Annotated in this window: 24 protein-coding genes; 3 read left to right on the forward strand and 21 right to left on the reverse strand. The window is 67.1% G+C overall.

Annotated features, from left to right (window positions below; translation table 11 throughout):
• Positions 1 to 115: 115 nt before the first annotated feature.
• The 19 genes from J2X06_RS15840 to J2X06_RS15930 form a co-directional block, all read right to left on the reverse strand.
• On the reverse strand, positions 116 to 736 hold the full coding sequence (locus J2X06_RS15840) for a hypothetical protein (RefSeq protein ID WP_310064074.1): 621 nt from the start codon (positions 734 to 736) through the stop codon (positions 116 to 118).
• Positions 737 to 848: 112 nt separating this feature from the next.
• Complete coding sequence (locus J2X06_RS15845) at positions 849 to 1,601, reverse strand: sulfurtransferase (protein ID WP_310064076.1); 753 nt, start codon at positions 1,599 to 1,601, stop codon at positions 849 to 851.
• 9 nt (positions 1,602 to 1,610) lie between these two features.
• Positions 1,611 to 2,279: a DUF998 domain-containing protein gene (locus J2X06_RS15850; protein WP_310064077.1), complete on the reverse strand. Its 669-nt coding sequence runs from the start codon at positions 2,277 to 2,279 to the stop codon at positions 1,611 to 1,613.
• A gap of 13 nt (positions 2,280 to 2,292) precedes the next feature.
• Positions 2,293 to 2,802: a DUF1993 domain-containing protein gene (locus tag J2X06_RS15855; protein ID WP_310064079.1), complete on the reverse strand. Its 510-nt coding sequence runs from the start codon at positions 2,800 to 2,802 to the stop codon at positions 2,293 to 2,295.
• 89 nt (positions 2,803 to 2,891) lie between these two features.
• Positions 2,892 to 3,368, reverse strand: coding sequence for a YbhB/YbcL family Raf kinase inhibitor-like protein (locus J2X06_RS15860; protein WP_310064081.1), 477 nt, complete (start codon positions 3,366 to 3,368; stop codon positions 2,892 to 2,894).
• Positions 3,369 to 3,685: 317 nt separating this feature from the next.
• Positions 3,686 to 4,294: an HD domain-containing protein gene (locus J2X06_RS15865; protein WP_310064083.1), complete on the reverse strand. Its 609-nt coding sequence runs from the start codon at positions 4,292 to 4,294 to the stop codon at positions 3,686 to 3,688.
• A 37-nt stretch (positions 4,295 to 4,331) separates the two neighbouring features.
• Complete coding sequence (locus J2X06_RS15870; RefSeq protein ID WP_310064084.1) at positions 4,332 to 6,149, reverse strand: sensor domain-containing diguanylate cyclase; 1,818 nt, start codon at positions 6,147 to 6,149, stop codon at positions 4,332 to 4,334.
• 18 nt (positions 6,150 to 6,167) lie between these two features.
• Positions 6,168 to 6,446 carry a hypothetical protein gene (locus J2X06_RS15875; RefSeq protein WP_310064085.1) on the reverse strand — a complete coding sequence of 93 codons (279 nt, stop codon included), beginning with the start codon at positions 6,444 to 6,446 and terminating at the stop codon, positions 6,168 to 6,170.
• Positions 6,447 to 6,485: 39 nt separating this feature from the next.
• On the reverse strand, positions 6,486 to 7,298 hold the full coding sequence (locus J2X06_RS15880; protein WP_310064087.1) for an SAM-dependent methyltransferase: 813 nt from the start codon (positions 7,296 to 7,298) through the stop codon (positions 6,486 to 6,488).
• Between the two features lie 68 nt (positions 7,299 to 7,366).
• Positions 7,367 to 7,939 (reverse strand): GNAT family N-acetyltransferase, encoded by a 573-nt coding sequence (locus tag J2X06_RS15885; protein WP_310064089.1) that lies wholly within the window; start codon positions 7,937 to 7,939, stop codon positions 7,367 to 7,369.
• Between the two features lie 16 nt (positions 7,940 to 7,955).
• Positions 7,956 to 9,218 (reverse strand): RNA polymerase sigma factor, encoded by a 1,263-nt coding sequence (locus J2X06_RS15890; protein WP_310064091.1) that lies wholly within the window; start codon positions 9,216 to 9,218, stop codon positions 7,956 to 7,958.
• A 100-nt stretch (positions 9,219 to 9,318) separates the two neighbouring features.
• Positions 9,319 to 9,846 (reverse strand): SRPBCC family protein, encoded by a 528-nt coding sequence (locus J2X06_RS15895; protein ID WP_310064093.1) that lies wholly within the window; start codon positions 9,844 to 9,846, stop codon positions 9,319 to 9,321.
• A gap of 41 nt (positions 9,847 to 9,887) precedes the next feature.
• Positions 9,888 to 10,280, reverse strand: a complete 393-nt coding sequence (locus J2X06_RS15900) for a YciI family protein (RefSeq protein WP_310064095.1) — start codon at positions 10,278 to 10,280, stop codon at positions 9,888 to 9,890.
• A 10-nt stretch (positions 10,281 to 10,290) separates the two neighbouring features.
• The gene (locus J2X06_RS15905; protein ID WP_310064097.1) at positions 10,291 to 10,710 is read right to left on the reverse strand and encodes a VOC family protein; all 420 of its coding nucleotides are present in this window, start codon (positions 10,708 to 10,710) and stop codon (positions 10,291 to 10,293) included.
• A 24-nt stretch (positions 10,711 to 10,734) separates the two neighbouring features.
• Positions 10,735 to 11,175, reverse strand: a complete 441-nt coding sequence (locus J2X06_RS15910; RefSeq protein ID WP_310064099.1) for a YciI family protein — start codon at positions 11,173 to 11,175, stop codon at positions 10,735 to 10,737.
• A 106-nt stretch (positions 11,176 to 11,281) separates the two neighbouring features.
• Positions 11,282 to 11,848, reverse strand: coding sequence for a YceI family protein (locus J2X06_RS15915; RefSeq protein ID WP_310064101.1), 567 nt, complete (start codon positions 11,846 to 11,848; stop codon positions 11,282 to 11,284).
• Positions 11,849 to 11,972: 124 nt separating this feature from the next.
• On the reverse strand, positions 11,973 to 12,524 hold the full coding sequence (locus tag J2X06_RS15920) for an NADPH-dependent FMN reductase (protein ID WP_310064103.1): 552 nt from the start codon (positions 12,522 to 12,524) through the stop codon (positions 11,973 to 11,975).
• Positions 12,525 to 12,625: 101 nt separating this feature from the next.
• A complete protein-coding gene (locus tag J2X06_RS15925; protein WP_310064104.1) occupies positions 12,626 to 12,964 on the reverse strand; it encodes a zinc ribbon domain-containing protein YjdM in 339 nt (112 codons plus the stop codon).
• A gap of 137 nt (positions 12,965 to 13,101) precedes the next feature.
• Positions 13,102 to 14,415, reverse strand: coding sequence for an aminotransferase class V-fold PLP-dependent enzyme (locus J2X06_RS15930; protein WP_310064106.1), 1,314 nt, complete (start codon positions 14,413 to 14,415; stop codon positions 13,102 to 13,104).
• Positions 14,416 to 14,656: 241 nt separating this feature from the next.
• Between J2X06_RS15930 and J2X06_RS15935 the strand changes: the two genes are divergently transcribed.
• Positions 14,657 to 15,121 (forward strand): hypothetical protein, encoded by a 465-nt coding sequence (locus tag J2X06_RS15935; protein ID WP_310064108.1) that lies wholly within the window; start codon positions 14,657 to 14,659, stop codon positions 15,119 to 15,121.
• Between the two features lie 131 nt (positions 15,122 to 15,252).
• A complete protein-coding gene (locus tag J2X06_RS15940) occupies positions 15,253 to 15,720 on the forward strand; it encodes a hypothetical protein (RefSeq protein ID WP_310064110.1) in 468 nt (155 codons plus the stop codon).
• Between the two features lie 15 nt (positions 15,721 to 15,735).
• On the opposite strand, the gene J2X06_RS15945 is transcribed toward J2X06_RS15940, so the two are convergent.
• Together J2X06_RS15945 and J2X06_RS15950 are read right to left on the reverse strand one after the other, a co-directional pair.
• Positions 15,736 to 16,104 (reverse strand): VOC family protein, encoded by a 369-nt coding sequence (locus J2X06_RS15945; RefSeq protein ID WP_310064112.1) that lies wholly within the window; start codon positions 16,102 to 16,104, stop codon positions 15,736 to 15,738.
• Between the two features lie 140 nt (positions 16,105 to 16,244).
• Positions 16,245 to 17,060 (reverse strand): helix-turn-helix domain-containing protein, encoded by an 816-nt coding sequence (locus J2X06_RS15950; RefSeq protein WP_310064113.1) that lies wholly within the window; start codon positions 17,058 to 17,060, stop codon positions 16,245 to 16,247.
• Positions 17,061 to 17,193: 133 nt separating this feature from the next.
• On the opposite strand from J2X06_RS15950, the gene J2X06_RS15955 reads away from it, so the two are divergent.
• Positions 17,194 to 18,174, forward strand: a complete 981-nt coding sequence (locus tag J2X06_RS15955) for an alpha/beta fold hydrolase (RefSeq protein WP_310064115.1) — start codon at positions 17,194 to 17,196, stop codon at positions 18,172 to 18,174.
• The last annotated feature ends 48 nt before the right edge of the window (positions 18,175 to 18,222 follow it).

Genomic DNA, 18,222 nt, shown 5'->3' on the forward strand with positions numbered 1-18,222 from the left:
TCATCGTTTTCTCGGGCTTCTTCTTCTGCTCTTTCTTCTTGTCCAGGCCTTTGCTCATTTCCGTCTCCTCAGGTGGTCACCGACATGTGGAAGCATGGCATATCCGCGGCGGTTTTCACTTGCCTACGTAATGCGTGCTGGCGCACAAGGCAATACCGGAAGCGCCCGGCGCCGGCAGATCGGCCCCCTGCAACCCCATCAGCTTGACCACCTCGGTCTTGTCTTCCATGACCTTGGCCATCGCGATGTAGCCGGCGCGCCCGTTGGCGCACAGGGCATTGCCGGGAACCTTGCTGGGCGGGGTTTCCTCGAGCACGCGGCGCAGCTCGACCGTTTCGGTCGGCTCGATCATCATTGCCTCGGCGTAGGTCTCGCCGGCGGTGTATTCGTCGCCCCCCTTGAGGATGGCGACGCGCTCGGTGGTGAAGCTGGCGCCGTTGGCGCCGCGCAACGTGGTGTCCTCGACTTCGAGCTTGCCGGTGATGGCTTCGGCGACCGGGTTGCCGGGCTCGAACGTACCCAGGGCCACCGGCTTCAGCATCGGCGGCGCGGCGCGCTCCACCGGCGCGGCATTGGCGTCAGGCTCGGGGTTGGCGGCAGGCGCGGGCGCAATGGTCGTCTCCGGCTCAACGGCCTCGGCGGCGGGCTTCTTGGCCTCGCAACCAGCCAGGGCGAGGACCGCTACGGCGATCATCAGCCCGTTCGTGGCCAGGGAGATGGCAGAGGTTCCGCGCATTGGGCGAACTCCAGGTTCGATTCGACAGGCAAGCAAACACGACTTCAGTCGCACATGCAATGCGCGGCGCGTTAAAACCAGGGCCACCGGCACACCGATGGCAATGAATTGGTCACGCCGCGGCTTCGCGGCTGCAATCGTTCATGGGAGCCAGCTGCGCATCCAGCGCGACGCGCTCGTCGAAGACAAAGCAGCGACCGTCGTAGCCGTAGCCGCCCACCTGTTCGAAGTAACCGAGGATGCCGCCGTCGAGCTGCAGCACGTTGTCCATGCCATCGGCGCGCATCCACAGCGCGGCCTTCTCGCAGCGGATGCCGCCAGTGCAGAAGCTGACCACGGTCGCGTCGCGCAGCGATTCGCGATGCGGCTCCAGGGCCTGCGGCAGATCGGTGAAGTTGTCGATCGGCAGCGTCAGCGCATTGGCAAAGGTGCCGTAGCCGACTTCTTCGCGGTTACGCGTATCGAGCAGGACCACGCGCTTGCCGCTGTCATCGCGCCCCTGCTGCAGCCAGCGCGCCAGCTCGGCCGGCGCCACCGCGGGCGCCCGCCCCTGCAGCGGCGAGGAGTTGTCCCGACGGAAGCTGATGATCTCCGCCTTGACCTTGACCTTCAGCCGCGCGAATGGCTGCGTCGCGCTGCGGCTGAACTTCACGGTCAGCCCGGCGAAGCGCGCATCGGCGCGCAACCCGTCCAGGAATCCGTGCAGTGCATCGTCCGGTCCGGCCAGAAACAGGTTCAGGCCTTCGGGGGCGACCAGCACGGTGCCGCGCAGATCGGCGCTCCCTGCCCGTTCACGCAATAGCGCGGCCAGGGCCTGCGGGTCGTCGATGGTGGCGAAGTGGTAGGCGGCGGCATTGAGGATCATGGCGATATTTTAACCATCCCCGGTTGCAACCTTGCCTGACAGAACCACAGGCTCCCGGCTGGCCGGGGCCAGGCGGCGCAGCCAGTAGGCCGCCAGCGCCAGCCACGCCAGGATCAGCAGGATCACCGCCTTCTGGGTCAGGCCCCTCGGCGCCGAGCGCCACAGGGCATGTCCCCACAGCGCGGCGAAGCAGGCGACTGCCAGGATGAACGCCGGCGCGAAACGCGCTCGCCACTGCGCGTCGCCACGCAGGCACCACGACTGCAGCAGCATTCCCATGGTCACGAACAGGAACGCCAGCGGCGCGGCGATGGCGTGGACCGTGCCCGCCGTCGTCAGCGCTTGCCGGGGACGCTGGGTCTCCGCCGAGGCGGTGACGGCCAGGGCCAGGCCCGCCAGCACGAACAGCGCCCGCGCCACGCCGCTGCGCGCCTGTGGCGTCAGGACGCGGTAGTAGCCCACGCCGATCAGGCCCAGCGTCACGCTGAGCAGCCCATAGGCGACCCGCACCCAACCCCCGTAGGCGTCGATCAGATAGAAGCTCAGCGGCGTCCGCATCCAGTCCAGGTCGGCGCGCAGGAACTGCACCGCGCTGCACACCAGCACGAACACGAGCACGCCGGCAAGCGCCGCCGTGCCCATCCTGCGCACGCTGGCATCGTCCCCTGGCAAGCGCATCGGCAAGCCCCCCTCAGTAAGAGCCCATGAAATCCTTCTTGCCCACCTCCACGCCGTTATGCCGGAGCAGGCCGTAAGCGGTGGTGACGTGGAAGAAGAACTGCGGCAAACCGTACGCCAGCAAATAGGCCTGCCCGGTCAACTTGCGCTCCTTGGGCGTGCCCGGACGCAGCACGATCTCGCGTTGCTCGCTGCCGTCGAAGCCTGCCGCCTGCAGGCCATCGATGAAGGCCAGCGTCTTGGCGATGCGCGCGTGCAGGTCGGCGAAAGTCTGCTCATTGTCCTCGAACGCCGGCACGTCCACGCCGGCCAGCCGCGCCGGCACGCTCTTGGCGAAATCGCAGGCGATCTGGACCTGGCGGATGAAGGGGAACATGTCCGGGAACAGGCGGGCCTGCAGCAGCGCCGCCGGGTCGATGTTGCGCGCGGCGGCGTGCGCCTCGGCCTTGCCGAGCAGGTCGTCGAGGCTGCCCAGCATCTGCCGGAAGACGGGGACGCACGCGGTGTACATGGAAATCGTCATGGGGGTCGCGCAAGAAGAAGGTGGGCGCATGGTACATCCGCCGCCGTGCGAACCCGACGAGACAGCGGTCACGACATTGGAGGTGCGCCTCAGCGATTGCGCTGGTAAGTGCCGATGAGCTCGCCCTGGGCCACCACGTGCCCCTTCATCGCCTCCAACAATCGCGCCTTGTCGGGCTTGCCGAGGTCGGATAGCACCGTGTCCAGCGCATAGAGCTTGTGGAAGTAGCGATGCCGCCCGATCGGAGGGCACGGGCCGCCGTAGCCGGTGCGTTCCCAGTCGTTGAGCCCTTCGCGCGTTCCCGCCGGCAGTTGCGCCGACGCGACACCTTCGGGCAGTCCCGTCGCGTTCGCCGGAATGTCGTAGAGCACCCAATGCACCCAGGTGCGCTTGGGCGCGGCCGGATCGGGCGCATCCGGGTCGTCGACGATCAGCACCAGGCTGCGGGCACCGGACGGCACGCCCGACCACTGCAGCGGCGGCGATACGTCCTGACCGTCGCAGGTATGACGCGAAGGGATCGATGCCGACGCGGTGAACGCGGGTGAGGTCAGGGTCAGGCTCACGACGGGCTCCTTTGCTTCGCTGAACGGGACGACCATCGCGAGCGCGAGCGAGACGACGGCCGCGGGCCATGGGCGGATGAGGGTCATGGGACCGGTTCTCTGTCGGATTGTTCGATTTTAAGGATCCGTGCATCACGCTCATGCGAAGCGCCCCTCTCCGTGGCCGCCTTCGGCGGCCTGTCGTCTCAGGTGTTCGAAGGCCCACGCATTCCCTCGCTCTGTGGAGAGCGTGTTCAAAAGCCGCGATGCGAATCTCCCTCTCCCTTGTGGGAGAGGGACAGGCGCGAAGCGCCATGGAGAGGAGTGATCCGCGACCCCTACCGCTTTTCGGTCACCGCCCGCCGCAGATTGCGCCGCGCCTGCGCATCCAGCCGCGCATGGAAGAACTCGCTCAGGAAGATGCGCTCGCGCGCCAGCAATCCCTTGAGGAACCGCCGGCGATTGAGCTTGTACAGCCACCCGGGCACATGCCCCCGGTACTCCGCGGCGATGCCGCGATCGTAGGCATCGAACACAGCCGGCTCGGCACCGAGGATCGCCATGTCGCAATCAAGGAACAGCGACGCGTCCTCGTCCACCTCTTCGGCGGCGACACGTCCGTGGCGCGCGGTGAGTTCGATCAACGCGGCCACGCGCGCGGGATCGACGCCGGGCAGCCAGCGCGCGATGTGCTCGCGCGCCAGCTCGGCCGAACGCGCCTCATTGTCGTTGCGTCCGGGCTGGTAGACGGCGTCGTGGTACAGCACTGCCAGGTAGACCTCGGCTGGCTGCTTCCACCCGGGCCCGGCCGCCACCATGTCGTAGTTGCGCATCACGTCCTGGACGTGGCCGTAGTGATGGTAAGCGCGTGGGGGCGTAGCGTAGGCCGCTTCGATGGCGGCCTGCTGCTCGGGGAGAATCGTCACGGGTGCCACGGCGGCATTCATGCAGGAACTCTACCGCCGCCGGCGATGCCTGCGCGAATCAGGGCGCGGAAGAACCCACCGCGGCCGCGGAACGCGGGACTTCCTCTGCGGCGGCCTCGTCCACGCGCGGCGTGTCGAACAGCGGCAGATCCATCGTGAAGGCGCGTACCTGGTTGCGGCCTTCGCGCTTGGCCCGATAGAGCATGCGGTCGGCGTGCGAGATCAGCACGTCCAGCCCATAGCCGGACGACGCGGTCGCGCTGACGCCGAAGCTGGCCGTCACGGTGAACGTGTGCCCGCTCGGACGCGTGTCGATGCGGGTCAGGCGCAGACGGCAATCCTCGGCCAGGCGCGTCGCCGCCGCCAGGTCGCAGCCGCGCAGCAGGAACGCGAACTCCTCGCCGCCGAGCCGACCGATGTAGTCGATGGCACGGCAGAAGCCGCGGCAGTTTTCGGCAACCTCGCGCAGCACCCAGTCGCCGGTGGCGTGGCCGTAGGTGTCGTTGATCTCCTTGAAGCGGTCGAGATCGAACATCACCAGCGCGGCCTGCTCGCGGTTCTTCGCGCACTGCGCCAGCACCTGCTCGGCGCACTGGGTGAAATGGTGGCGGTTGCTGACCTCGGTCAGCGCGTCGGTCTCGGCGAACCGGCGCAGCGACTGCTGCCGGCGCCTGATCCAGTACGCCCAGTACCCGAGCACGGCGACGACCAGCAACAGCAACAGGACCACCAGCCGCGTGTTCTGCGCGTTCTGCTTGGCCACCCGCTGCTGCAGTTGCAGTACCTGGTTCTGGCGGTTCAGCAGTTCGATCTGCTGGGTCTTCTGCGCGGTTTCCTGGCGCACGAACTGGTAGGCCAGCTCACGCGTCTTGACGTCGTTGAGGTAGGCCCGGTCGGCCTCGGCATAGCGGCGGTAGTAACCCAGCGCATCGCTCGCGTTGCCGCGGCGGTTGGCGATCTCGTACAGCGTCTTGTAGGCAGCCACCAGCGGCTGCGAGTGCGGCATGGACGGACCGTGACCGATCGCGGCACGCGCATGCAGATCCGCTTCGGCCAGATCGCCCTTGGCAAGGAACAACTCAGCCAGCAGGGAATGCACTTCGCCGATCAGGCGGGCATAGCGCGTGGATTCCACCTCGGGGAGGTGGTCGTCAAGCAAGGCGATCGCCTTGTCGCCCTGCCCCTGCTCCGCCCATTTGCGCGCCAGCGTGCCACGCAGCAGGTTGGCGATCACGGCCTCGTTTTCACTGACGCAATTCTGGATGGCGCCACGCACGAGGGCATCATCGTCGGGCAGGCGCTTCAGACGCCACAACGCTTCCACCCGGTACTGTCCGGCGAAACAGCGCGCACGCCCATGCACGGGCCCAGCGAGAATGCGCTCGGCGTATTGCAGTCCCAGCCGGTATTCGCCGATCTCGTTGTACATCACCGCGGCCACGCCAAAGCCATGCTGGCGCAGTTCCGGATCCTTGACCCGTTCGGCCAGCTCCAGTGTCTGCTCGAGCTGGCGCAGCCCCTCAGCGAACTGGCGAGTGACCGCGTAACCGTTGACCATCAGCGCACCGGCGCGGAACCGCGTTTCCAGCGTGCTCGCACCGTTCGCCAGGCGCCGCAACGCCGGAATGGCGACGTCGTAATTCCCAACGTACGACTGCTGGTAGGCGTGCAGATAGGCGATCTGGTCGCGCTGGGGCGCCGTCGCCTTGCCCTTGGCGGCCTGCAGTTGATCCAGCAGGCGCTGGAAACGCTCCGGATCGGAACTGCGCACGCCCTCGGCCTCGCTCAGCAATGCCGCAACCGAAGTCGCGGCATTGCCGGAGCCAAGCGCCAGGCAGAGGCTGGCGAAGATCAACCAGGACAGCAGCCTGTACATGACCGAATAATCCGGAGGTCAGTTGACCTCGTCGGAATCCGGCGTCGGATCCTGCGAAGGCTCGCCGCCTTCCTGGTCATCGTCCTTGCGCTGCGGCTCGGAGTCCGGCGCCCATTGCGACAGCATCATCCGCTCGCGACCGCCCAGCAGGTCGTTGAGCGAGGACACATCGCGCTGCAGCAGCGCATGCTTGTGCGCGTCGTCGACCTCCAGCGCGGCCACGCTGGCGGCGAACTCGCCCGCCGTGATGGCCGGATTGCGGCCCATGCTTTCAAGAAAACGGATGACCTCGGACATGCTGCATTCCCCTTATGCGTACAAGACGAAGTATTGCGGTTACTGAAGCAGTGGCTCGCCCCGCGCGGCCTCACTGTCGAGTGCGGCAATACGGTCGAGCATCGCCTGGTTGCGCTGCAGCGGCCGGGCCGGCGGAATCACCAGCGTGGTCTGCAGCCTCAGGTCGGCATCGACGATCGCGGATAGCGGCATCCCCTCCGTCCGCGGCGTCGAGATGGGGAGAGTAGCAGCTTCGTAGGCGATCACCCCATGGTCGGGGGGGTAGTCCTGTGCCAGCAGTTCCACCAGCAGGCGGCGGTAGGCCGGGCCGGTGGCGGTCCGGCTGACCGAACGATCGCCTGCGTGACCGACCTGCCACAGGATCAGGTAGGCCGACGGATCCACTACGCGCCGGTAGAACATGAACTGGCTGGCCTCATAGTGCTGGCAGCCGACGTTGCCTGGGTCGATGCCCAGGTCGGCGTACAGGCAGTCCTCCGCCGAGATGCCCGGCTCCATGTGGGCCTGGAAGCCCTCACGCCGCGCCTGCTCGATCGCCCGGTGCGGGGCCTGCGCGAACACGCCCGGATGTCCGTAGAACACGCCGCACACGCGCCGCCCGGAGCGGACCTGCGCCAGCATCGCCTCGACCATCTCCCGGTAGGTGTCGTGGCGCGACTTGCCGGTCCCGTAGCACGACTGCAGGCTGCGCACGTCGCCATGCATCTGCTGCAGCCACAGCTCGACCAAGGGGTCGGAGACGGCGGCGAACACCACGTCGGCCTGTTCGATGTGGGCGCGCGAACGCGGGCTGACGTGGGCACCCAGCATCATGCCGAGGCCGACGCAGACCAGACTGCCTGGATGGGACATGGACCTCGTTCGCGATCGCGGCGGAAGCCGCAATCTACCGGGCTGCGCGGGCCGTGGCTACGTGCTTGTCACCGTTCGCCCCGGGCGTAGCGAAGCGAACTCGAAGGGTGCGCGGGGAGATCGGCCATTGCTGCGTGGGCCTGTTCCGCTTCACCCGCGCGCATCCGCCAGCGGCACGAATCCGGCCCCGGCCCGTCGTCCTCGCGGAACAGACCGAGTCGGGAGGCGACCGCCGCCATGGCCAGGTTCTGCGGGGCATGCCGCAACCAGAGCTGCGTGACCAGCCCCGTCGCCATCGCGCGCGCCGCCACGGCGGACATGGCCTCCCTGGCGATACCGCGCCGCTGCGCCTGCGGCAGCAGCACGATGCCTATCTCGGCGACGGCGTCCTCGCGCACCAGGCCCACCACGCCGACATCCGCCATCGACGCCGCCTCGTGGATCACCCACCAAGGCCGGCGCATCGGCCGCTCGAAGGCCTGCTCGCGGGCGACCTGGAAGCTGCGTCGTGCCACGTCGATCGCCAGCGGCTGGGCGATGTGATGCATCACCTGGGGGTCGGTATAGAGCCGGCAATAGAGGTCTTCATCGCCCTCGCCCATCACGCGCAGGCGCAGGCGCGGCGTGTCGATGCGCTCCATCAAGGCCGCCCGCGCTTCACGAGGCGCACTCGGCGGCACGCTGCAACAGCAGGTCGCGTTCGCGTGCGTTGCCGGTAAGGCCGGCGGCCTTCTCGAACTCGGCCCGCGCCTCGTCCAGGCGCCCCACCTTCTTCAGCAGGTCGCCGCGCACGCTCGGCAGCAGGTGGTAGCCCTCCAGCGAGGACTCCTCCACCAGCGCATCGACCACGCGCAGGCCCGCCTCGGGACCGAACAGCATCGACAAGGCCACCGCGCGGTTGAGCTCGATCACCGGCGACGGCGTGACCTGGGCCAGCGCGCCGTACAGGCCCACGATGCGCGCCCAGTCGGTTTCCTCGGCGGTCCTGGCACGCGCATGGCACGCCGCGATGGCGGCCTGCAACGCATACGGCCCGCGCGCGCCGCCCAGCTTTTCGGCACGATCCAGCGCCGCCAGGCCGCGATTGATCAGCAGCCGATCCCAGCGCGCGCGATCCTGTTCGAGCAGCAGGATCGGTTCTCCCGAGGGGCTGACCCGTGCATGGGAGCGCGAGGCCTGGATCTCCATCAGCGCGATCAATCCGTGCACCTCCGGTTCGTTCGGCGCCAGCCCGGCCAGCACGCGTCCCAGCCGCATCGCCTCCTCGCACAGCGCCGGGCGCATCCAGTCGTCGCCGGCCGTGGCCGAGTAGCCCTCATTGAAGATCAGGTAGATCACGCCGAGCACCGACGACAACCGCGCCGCCAGTTCCTCGCCACGCGGCACCTCGAACGGCACCTGCGCCTCCGACAGCGTGCGCTTGGCGCGGACGATGCGCTGGGCGACGGTGGCTTCGGGCACCAGGAACGCGCGTGCGATCTCGCCCGTGGTCAGGCCGCCGAGCATGCGCAGCGTCAGCGCCACGCGCGCCTCCATCGACAGCACCGGATGGCAGGCGGTGAACACCAGCCGCAGCAGGTCGTCGCCGATGGGGTCGTCGAGCGCGTCGAACACCGCTTCGGCCTCGTCCGCGCGCTCGTCCTCGAGTTCGCGCGCGAGTTCCTCGTGCTTGCGCTGCAGCAGCTTGCTGCGGCGAAGCCGGTCGATGGCGCGGTGCTTGGCGGTGGCCATCAGCCACGCGCCCGGGTTGTCGGGCACGCCGGACTCGGGCCAACGCTCGAGCGCGGCAACGAGGGCGTCCTGCGCGAGTTCCTCGGCCAGGCCGACGTCGCGCACCATGCGCGCCAGCCCGGCGATGAGCCGGGCCGATTCGATGCGCCAGACCGCTTCGATGGTGCGATGGATGTCGGTCGCCGTCATGGCGAGCGATCAGACCATCGCACCACGCGCGATGCAATACCGGGAACCGCCCTGTTCAAGAACGCGATGCCCGCAACATCGCATTCAATGCCCGCCGCATTCAATACTCGGCTGCGGTCTTGAGGTCGGCGAGCCCGTTCTCGAAGTCCTCGCCGATCATCTCGTCCATGTCGAACACCAGCCCCATCACCTTGGATACATAGGGACTGGGACCGTGCATGGTCCAGGTCACTTCGGTCGCGTTGCCGGTCGGCTGCAGGGTGAACTCGACGTTGTTGTGCGCCTTGAACGGCCGCACGAATTCGAGCGACAGCGCGACGCGCGAGGACGGCACGGACTCGACGATGCGCATCTGGCCGGCGCCGATGTTGCGGTCGCCGTCCCAGGCGTAGGCGGCGCCGGGGCCACTCGGGCTGCCGGAAAACTCGCGCGTCATGTCGGGGTCTTTCTTCTCGTAGGGCGACCACGCCTGCCAGCGATGGAAGTCGTTGATCAGGGCGAACACCTTGTCCGGCGGCGCCTGGATGCGGGTCGAACGCGCGATGCGGAACGTGTCGGGTTTGCTCGCGGCGAACGCGAGCACGCCGATCACGAGTACGGCAATAACGATGAGTACGGTCTTGAGCATGGGAGACTTCCTGGTCGTGGGGGGATGGCAAAAAGCAGATGTCAGCCGGAAGCGGCTTGCGCCTGCGCCGGTTTGCCGGTCGCAGCGCCCATCGGTTCGTAGAGTGGGCGGATTTCCATCGCGAAATCCTGGACGCCCGCCGCGATATGGACGTCGAGCACGCGCTGGGCCAGCGCCAGCGCCTGTTCGCGCGAATCGGCGCGCAGGATCGCGAAGCCGCCCACCAGTTCCTTGGCTTCGGTGAACGGTCCATCGACGACGGTTCGCCGCCCGTCTGAATAAGACAGGCGCATGCCCTGCGCGCTCGGCGTCAGGCCCTCGGCCGAAAGCAGCACGCCGGCCTGCGCCATTTCCACGGTCAGCGCGGCCATGCCGGCCATCAGCTCCGGCGGCGGCGGCTTTCCTGCCTCCATGATCATCATCAGGTAACGCATCGCAGTATCCTCAGGTTGGCAGCGCGATGACCATCCACATCACGCCGAAACGATCGACGGCCATGCCGAAACTCGGCGAAAAGAACGTCGGCGACAGCGGCGCCTGGACTTGGCCACCATCGGCAAGCGCATCGAATACTTTCTTCGCTTCCGCGGCGTCCTTGACCGTGATCGACAGCCCGAAGCCGCGGAACTCGGCCGGCGCGCCACCATGTCCGTCGGAAGCCATCACCAGCGTCTCGCCGATGCGGAACGACCCGTGCATCACCTTGTCTTCCCAGCCGGGCGGCACCGGGCAATCCGGGTTCGGCGGCTCGGGGCTTTCCCTGAAGCGGATCAGCGCTTCCACCTTCGCGCCGACGGCCTGGCGGTAGAACTCGATAGCCTCTTCGCAGCGGCCGTTGAAAAACAGATAAGGCTCGATCTTCATCGTGGGTAACCCTCGTTCGCAGGTTCAGGACTTGACGTGCCGCGCGGTGATCTGCTCGCGCAGGCGTTCTTCCTGCTCGCGCAGCTCCGGCGTGTATTCGGCGCCAAAATCCTCCGCCTCGAACACCGGTCGGATCTCGATCTCGCTTTCGATGTCGCCCTCGAACGGATTCGGGCAACGCTTGACCCATTCGATGGCCTCTTCCATCGAGCTCACTTCCCACAGCCAGAAGCCGGCGACCAGCTCCTTGGTCTCCGCGAACGGGCCATCGACCACCGCGCGCTTGCTACCGGAGAACCTCACCCGGGCGCCCCTGGAACTGGGGTGCAGGCCTTCGCCGGCCAGCATGATTCCCGCCTTCACCAGCTCTTCGTTGAAGCGCCCCATGTCCGCGAGCAGCTTCTCGCTGGGCATCTCGCCCGCCTCCGAGGCCGCCGTGGCCTTCACCATCACGATCACACGCATTGTCGTTTCTCCTGTTTATCGGGAACCGGTCACCGGCGGATTGACCGGGCCTTTGTGATGACGACGAACCGGGAACGGCCGGATCGACATCTCCGCGAAATTTTTTTCAGCCGTCCTTCAGCGCCTCGACCTGGATGCGCACGCGGATCCGGCCCATGCCGTCCTGGGTATAGCGGGTCAGGCCGAAATCGCCGCGATCGAGCTCGGCTTCGGCGTCGGCGCCGCACACTTCCTTGGGAAACACGGGGTGCCGCATGCACTTGAAGCTGCGAATGGCCAACGTGACCGGCCGGGTGACGCCGAGCAGCGTCAGTTGCCCGTCGACCGCCGTCGGCCGGTCGCCGTCGAAGCGGATCGTGCCGCGGTAGGTCATGGCGGGGAACGCCGCCACGTTGAGCCAGTCGGCCGTCACCGCGTGCTCATGCATCGAATCCAGGCCGAAGTCGATGCTGTCGGCGTCGATGCGTACATCGACCTGGCCGGCATGGCCGGCTCGGTCCAGCGTGACCGAGCCCGTGGTGCGGTTGAACTTGCCACGCCACACCGACAGGCCCATGTGCGACATCTCCAGGCTCGGATAGGTGTGTTCGGGATCGATCGTGTAGCGGTCGCCGGCCGCCATCGCGGGCATGGCCAAGCCAAGCAGGATCGGGAAAAGGAAGGTGCGGCGCATGATGGGTCCTGGGTCGTCGTCCGGCAGCCCGGGAGTGGGCTCCTGTCAGTACGACGAACCAGATACGGGCGGATCGACATTCCGAAGGCGCCCCACCCCACTCCGCGCCACCACCCGAACGGGATCACCCCGCGTGCTTTTGGATCCACTGCACGTAGCGGTCCATCCAGCCCTGCAGGAACTTGCGGCTGCCTTCGCCGATATTGCCGTCGGCATCGAACAGGTCGTCCTTGGCCTGGAGGAAGGCCTCGGGCTGGCCCAGCGTCGGCATGTCCAGGTACGCCAGGGTGTTGCGCAGGTGCTGCTGGGCGATCGCGGTGCCGATCGCGCCCACGGAGATGCCGATGACACCGGCCGGCTTGCCGGCGAACGCGCTGTGACCGTACGGGCGCGAGGCGTGGTCGATGGCGTTCTTCAGCACGCCGGGTACGGACCGGTTGTACTCGGGTGTGACGAACAGGACGCCTTGCGACTCGGTGATTTCCTGCTTGAGCCGCTTCACCGGGGCGGCCTGATGGCTGTCGTCGTCCTGGTTGTACAGCGGCAGGTCGCCGATCTCGCAGTGATGGAAGCTGAAGTCCTTGGGCGCAAGCCGGATCAGGCCCTCGGCCAGCTTTTTGTTGAACGACTCGCGGCGCAGGCTGCCGACGATCAGGGCGATGCGGTACTGGGTCATCTCGGACTCCCGTATGGCCGTATTGGGAGGCCTACTTTTGGAACCCCACCGTTACCGCGTCGTGACGGCTCGCTGAATTCTGGCGGCGATCATCGATTGCCCTACGCCTTGCGCAGGAAGCAGGTCTTCAGCACCAGGCCCTTGATCTTGTCCGAGTTGCCTTCGATGTGTTCGGCGTCGTCCTCGACCAGGCGGATGTTCTTGATCACCGTGCCCTGCTTGAGCGGGATCGAGGAGCCCTTCACCTTCAGGTCCTTGATCACCACCACCGTGTCGCCTTCAGCCAGCACGTTGCCGTTGCTGTCGCGCACCACGACGCCCGAGTCGGTGGCGTCGCCGGATGCGGCCCACTCGTAGCCGCAATCCGCGCAGACGTAATTTCCCCCGTCGACGTAGGTGTTCTGGAGGGTGCATTGCGGACAGGCGGGGGAAGTGGGCATCGCGGCTTCAAACACGGTGGGGACAGGCATTCTAAGGCCCGCGGCCACTGGCGTCGCGAAGCCGCCGTCCATTGATTCGTCATGCCAGCAAAAGCCGGGATGGCGAGGGCCAACGCGGGCAAGATGCGCCTGAGCTTTCAGCCCGATATCTCGCGCACGGCCCGCACGGCCTTGTCGACTTCTTCCGGCGTATTGACCAGGCTCGGCGCCAGGCGCGCATAAGTGATCGCGTACGGACTGGTGCTGGCGATGATATTGCGCGCCAGCAGCTGCTTGACCACTTCCGCGGGCTTGAGCCCCTCCACCTCGAACGCAACCAGCCCGGCCGACAAGTCGCCCGAACGCGGCGTGTGCACGCGTACCTTGCGGTTTTCCGCCAGGCCCTGCTTGAGCTGGTCGTTGAGGCTGCGTATGCGCGCGGCCACGCGCGGCCGGCCCATCTGCTTGTGCATGCGGAACGCGGCGGCCGCGCCCCACTGATGCTCGAAGGCGTGGAACCCGCCGGGGGTCATCCGCGCTGCGCTGGTGGGCGTGGCCGGGGCCCGGTCTTCCATCCAGGCCTCGTAGCTCTCCATGTCGCTGAAATTGGGAATGGTCGGCCGCAATATCGCCCAGCGCTGCGCGTTGGCCCATATCAGCGCGGTGCCGCGTGGGCCCAGCATCCACTTGTGCGTGCCCGCACAGAAGAAATCGACACCCATGGTGGCCACGGTTTCATCCACCGCGCCAAGCCCGTGCACGCCGTCGAGCACCACCAGCGGCGGTTCGCCCGATTCGCGCAATGCCGCGGTGATCTCGCGGATCGGCAGGCGGATACCGGTGCTCGAATGCACCCAGGTCAACCCGATCACGCGGGTCTTGGGAGTTATCGCCTGGCGCAGCCGCGCGATGATGCCGTCCGTGGTCGCCTGGGCCGCGTCCTCGAACAGCGGCACCTTGCGCATTGTCGCGCCGGCGCGCGCCGTGGCCAGCCGGATCGACTCGTGGTGCGAGTAGTGATCATGGGTGGTGCACAGCACCTCGTCGCCCGGACGCAGCGGCAATCCCTGGTACACCATCGCCAGTGATTCGGTGGTGCTGCGGGTCAGGCACACGTCCTGCGCACGTCCGCCCAGGTATTCGGCGATCTGGGTGCAGACCTTCAGCGGCACGTTGTGCGCCTCGTCCTCGAACATCGCCTGCTCGACCACCAGGAAAGGATTGCGATCGATGGCGCGACGGTAGCCCTCGATCGCCTCGCGCACCGGCGCAGGGTGGCTGGCAATGAAGAAGCTGGCGAAGTGCAGGTACTCCGGATCCAGCACGAACTGGGCGCGTACGCGGCTCCAGTCGGAGAGATCGGGCATGGCCGGGGTTTCCGAAATCACCGCCGCCAGCAGGCCGCCGGGGACCAGCGTGCTCGCCGCCAACGCGGCAGGCACAGCCAAAAATTCACGCCGTGTAAGGGACATGGTCGTCTCCGCGCTAAGGCCGAATGGCACAAGCCGTTCAACGCCCGATGCAGTGCGGGTCGGACAGGGCGCCGCACCGCATCCGGACGCAGCGTACTCGCGCACGAGCCGAATCACCCGGGTGCACCCGCCACGGATGAGGAGCGAGATGGCCCCATCCACTGCCACCGCAAGTGGCCCCTGGGCAGGCCAATCCACGCCCTATCGTCGGCAGCAGTCCCACCCACCACAGGAAACGGCAATGAAGACGAAACGCGCGACTCGCCCCATGGCCCTGCTGCTTGCCCTGACCGCACCCGCGGCCGCGCTCGCGGGCCAACCGGACTCGACTGCAACAGGCTGCGAGCAGCAGTTCGAAGTTGCCCAACGGATCGACATGGAGTCGTTCCGCGACTACGACGCCGATACCTTCCGCGCCATCCATGCCGACAACGCGGTGACCATTTTCGCGAGCGGCGCGGTGCGGTACGGCATCGATTCGATCATGCTGACGCTGGCCTCGCACTTCCAGAACCGCGAGGCGATCTGGAGCTGGACCGAGCTCTACCGCAACGTCGAAGGCTGCAAGACCGCCTACATCCTGTACGACACCGTCTACGAGATCCCGTTGATCGGGTTCCGCCAGAACGCGCGCGTCGGTGTCACCTATACCCACGATGGCAACGGCTGGCTCGGCGTTGCCGACCAGAGCACGCGGCTGCCTTGAGCCGGCGCGGGATGCGGCCGCTGCGGTGGCCGCATCCCGCGTTTTTTCCGTGCAGGGCTACGCCGGCCCTTCACGCGCGGGCAACGCGAGCGTGCGGATTCTGCCGCCATCGTCCACACCGCGTACCGTCCATGACCCTGCGCATCGACACTACGGCCGCCGTTCTCGTTCTCTGTGTTGCACTGGCAGCCTGCAAACCCGGCACCGAAACTCCGCGCTCCCCGGCCGCCACGCCATCGGATACCGCTGGCGCCGCACCGGCGCCGTCGTCGACCGCCACGCCGTCCAGCACTGTGTCGAAGGACACCGGCTTTCGCGCCACCGGCAACGAGCCGGGCTGGATGGCGCAGGTCACTGCCGGCGCCTCCCCCAGCCTGCATGCCGAAGTCGACTACGGCGAGCGCAAGTTCGACATCTCTCCCGTCGCCGAACAGGCCGATGGCTGGACCGGCAAGTCCGCCGACGGCACGGCCATCGTGCTGAAGTTCGAGCGCCGGGCCTGCCAGGATTCGATGAGCGGCCAGGCGTTCGAGGCCGTCGCCACGCTTACGGTCGGCGACCGGAGCTATCAAGGCTGCGGCAAATTCAACCCGCAATGAGTGGGGCGCGTCGCATCACTTGGGCTTGAGCTGGTGCAGCAACAGGGAGTTGCCCTCCGAATCCAGGCACACCGCCATCCGGCACACGGGACTGTGGATGACGTCGCTGCGGAAGGTCACCCCTTTTTCCTTCAGGTCACTCATCAGCATGTCGAGGTCCTCGACTTCGAACGCGATGGTCCCGCCCGCCGACTCGCTCGGCTTGTCCGGAATGAAATTGGTCAAGGCCAGACAGCCGCCGTCGGGAAGGTCGTACTCCACCCAGTAATTGTCGCCCTGGTTGCCGGCCGAACCCGGCGTGAGGCCCAGCGTGTTCTCGTAGAAATTCCGCGCGCGGGCCACATCCGTCATCGGGTACATCGTGAATGCCACCTTCTTGAACATGATCAGCTCCTTGCTGGGTCGACACCTTTAAGACGTCGGAAACACGAGCATGCGGCAACGGGGCCAGCCAATGCGCGCCGATTGGCTCCACGCCAGGCCCGCGAACGCCGGTGCCATGAGGCCCCGCGGTGAGCCAGCCGTCACACCTTCTCTGCGAGCGCCAGCTTCCGGCAAAACCGCGCCGTCGCTTCATCCTCGGGAAAGCAGCACTCGATGTGCAACTCGTCGAGGGTCACGTCGCGCGGCGTGCCGAAGGTCGTGATGGTGGAGAAGAAGCGCAATTCCTGGCCGTCGTGGCGGAACGCGGTGGTCAGCAGCGGCGAAGGCGCCGACTCCAGTTCGCGCGTGCGCCAACGCGCCGGCACGCCGGGAAAGGCCAGCACTTCATCCAGCAAGGCACGCGCTTTCGCATCCGACGGCGCCGACGCGACCAGGTTGTGCAGATGGCGGATCAGTCCGCCGGCAATCTCCTCCCAGTTGACGACGGCCGCGCGCAGATCCTGCGGGTCGAAGAAGTGCCTGAGCATGTTGCGATGCGGGCTGTCGCGTCCGCCGAGCACGAATCGATTGACCCGCATCGCCGCGCGATTGGCCATCAGCACGTCCCAATGGCGGTTCATCAGGAACGCCGGATACGGCTCCTGTTGCTCCAGAATGCACTCGATGGCGCGGCTCACCTGCGACAACTCGGGCGTCGACAAGGCGGTTTCCGGATATCTGGGCGCATAACCGGCAGCCACCAGCAGCGCGTTGCGCTCGCGTAACGGCATGTCGAGCGCATCGGCCAACCGCGCGATCATCTCGCGGCTCGGCTGGGACTTTCCGGTTTCCACGTAGCTGACATGCCGCGCCGATACTTCGGCGGCCAGCGCGAGGTCGAGCTGGCTCAGCCTGCGGGCGGCGCGCCAGTCACGCAGCAGGGCACCCACCTGAACTTGCGGCATAGGCGTGGACATGGAACCGAATTCGCTGGACCGAGGCGACAAGGATACGGTCGCGTCCAGCGCAGGACCATGACCTGCGAGGTCATTGATCGCGTGCAGTCGGGCAACCAGAGTGTGTCCCATCGATTCCTCCACGGAGACGGACATGCAACGCAGGCACTTTCTTGCCCTGGCCACCGGCACCTTGGCTGCTGGCGCGCTCGGCGGTTACCTTCCCGATGCGCTTGCAGGCCGGGCGCCCTCCGCCAACGGCGCGACCGGAACGCTGGACGCAGCAGCGTTTCGTGCGCTGCGCCGATTCGCCCGTACCGGGTTCGGCAACATCGCCTACATCGATCATGGCCGCGGCCCGGCAGCGCTGTTCCTGCACGGCTTCCCGCTCAACAGCTTCCAGTGGCGCGGCGCCATCGAACGGCTTTCGCCCCATCGCCGCTGCATCGCGCCCGACTTCCTGGGCCTGGGCTATACGGAGGTCGCCCCGGGCCAGAGCCTGGCTCCCGCCGAGCAGGCGGCGATGCTGGCGGCCCTGCTCGACCGGCTCGGCATCGACGACGTCGACCTGATCGCCAACGACAGCGGCGGCGCCGTCGCGCAGTTGTTCGTCGCGCGCTATCCCAAGCGCGTGCGCACGTTGTTGCTGACCAATTGCGATGCCCAGATCGAGTGCCCGCCTGCGGCGTTGCTGCCGGTCATCGACCTGGCCAAACAAGGACGGTTCGTCAGCGAATGGCTGGCTCCCTGGCATGCCGACACGACGCTGGCGCGCTCGCCGGAAGGCATCGGCGGCATGTGCTTCGCCAACCCGGATAATCCCACCGACGAGGCGATCGAGTACTACCTCACCCCACTGGTACGCGCGGCCGATCGCACCCATGCCTACGCCATCGCGCTGGAAAGCAATTCGCTGGCGGGCATCGCACCGGCACTGAGGCAATGCAACGCGCCGACCCGGATCGTATGGGGCACCAACGACAGCATCTTCTCCACGGCGGGCGCCGAACACCTCGACCGCAGCTTCGGCCAGTCGCGCGGCGTACGTTGGCTGGAGGGAAGCAAGCTGTTCTGGCCGGAGGAACGGCCGGACGTGATCGCCGAGGAAGCGCTCCGACTGTGGGGTGGCGCCTAGGCGCGCGCGCTACCGGCGCCGACAAGCGGCAGCGCGCAGTTGCAATCG

This window comes from Lysobacter niastensis (assembly GCF_031457115.1).
GTDB classification, from domain to species: Bacteria; Pseudomonadota; Gammaproteobacteria; order Xanthomonadales; family Xanthomonadaceae; genus Lysobacter_J; species Lysobacter_J niastensis_A.